This is a genomic window from Oleiphilus sp. HI0066 (assembly GCF_001635725.1).
In genome coordinates this window covers 1-1,184 of record NZ_LWFH01001696.1, presented here as the reverse complement: position 1 = coordinate 1,184, position 1,184 = coordinate 1, and the positions used below count along the sequence as shown (strand labels likewise).

General features: G+C 43.2%; 1 protein-coding gene. It reads right to left on the bottom strand.

Annotation, left to right across the window (positions count from 1 at the left end; genetic code table 11):
• On the bottom strand, window positions 1-1,184 hold a 1,184-nt coding region (locus A3738_RS31585), incomplete at both ends, for a hypothetical protein (RefSeq protein ID WP_197474061.1).

The window sequence follows — 1,184 nt, the reverse complement described above, 5'->3', positions numbered from 1 at the left end:
CCGTTTAAATCGTACATTGCAAGTTTAGCGCTGAGTCCATCACTTTCTTGTACAACAAAATGGTCGTCAACTGACAGCAAGCCAAAGATCGAACCATTCGCAACACTTAGCGAAGGCAAAGTATTGACGGTTGAAGGTGACCCAAGGTCAACTGAACGCAATGACCCATTTGTTCCGACAAGAAGTAGCTTGTCTTGAGCCGACTCATAAGTTACGAAGTCAACCGGCAAAGAAGATACATCAATATGGCTAATGTAATTGCCGGTTACATAATCATAACGAATCAGGGAATCCCAACTCGATGCGTAAAACGCAAATTGCTCATAAGAGGCATTATCGATGAATGCAACCTTCCCTATTTCAGATTGCTCTGCCATCCAGCTAGCGTAGCAGCGCATGCGATCAGCTCTTTGAAAACCATTCGTCAAGGTCGAACAAGCGTTGTCTAGAGGATATCCGTCACTATTATCGTTAGCACCATCATTGTCACTATCAGCAATCGTAGGCATTGATTTATACCCAACTGTAAAACAATAGGTTGCGCCATTTACACTATGTTCTACTTCAAGAGACGAGCACTTTCCTGGGCCCGTTTCTAAACGCGGGTTAGTAAATTCTGTCGCCGCATCTGGATCGACGAAAGACACGGTAAGCTCCGCATCATCATTAACACCATCACTATCCGTATCCGCCTTATTCGTCTGAGTCATAAGGATGTTAATCTCTACACCATCCAATAAACTATCTGTATCAGAATTTGCGACAATCGAACTAGAGTCCGTGAGATTATGTTCTCTCAGATTACTAGCGTAATCATTATCATAATCTTCGTTCGCATCGAGAATTCCATCGTTGTCTGAATCCACGCTTAATGGGTTGCTATGCGTAAAGCGATTTTCCGTTCTCATTTTCTCAAATGATTGAGGTAGCGACATATCCGTTTCGGTTAAATCGACAGGAGCATCAAAGTTAATCGGCGCTACATCATTTTCAATAACCAACAACTCTTCGATATCAAAAATACCATCACCGTCACCATCTTCTGAGCGAGGGTCCGACACATACCAAACATAAAGCCTATCTAGGCCAGGAATCGTTAGACCGGCAAAGTCAGTGATCACTTCTCTAAATGGTGGGTTGTGGAAATCAGTTCTTGGAGAAGGAATCCATCCTGGAGATAGGTA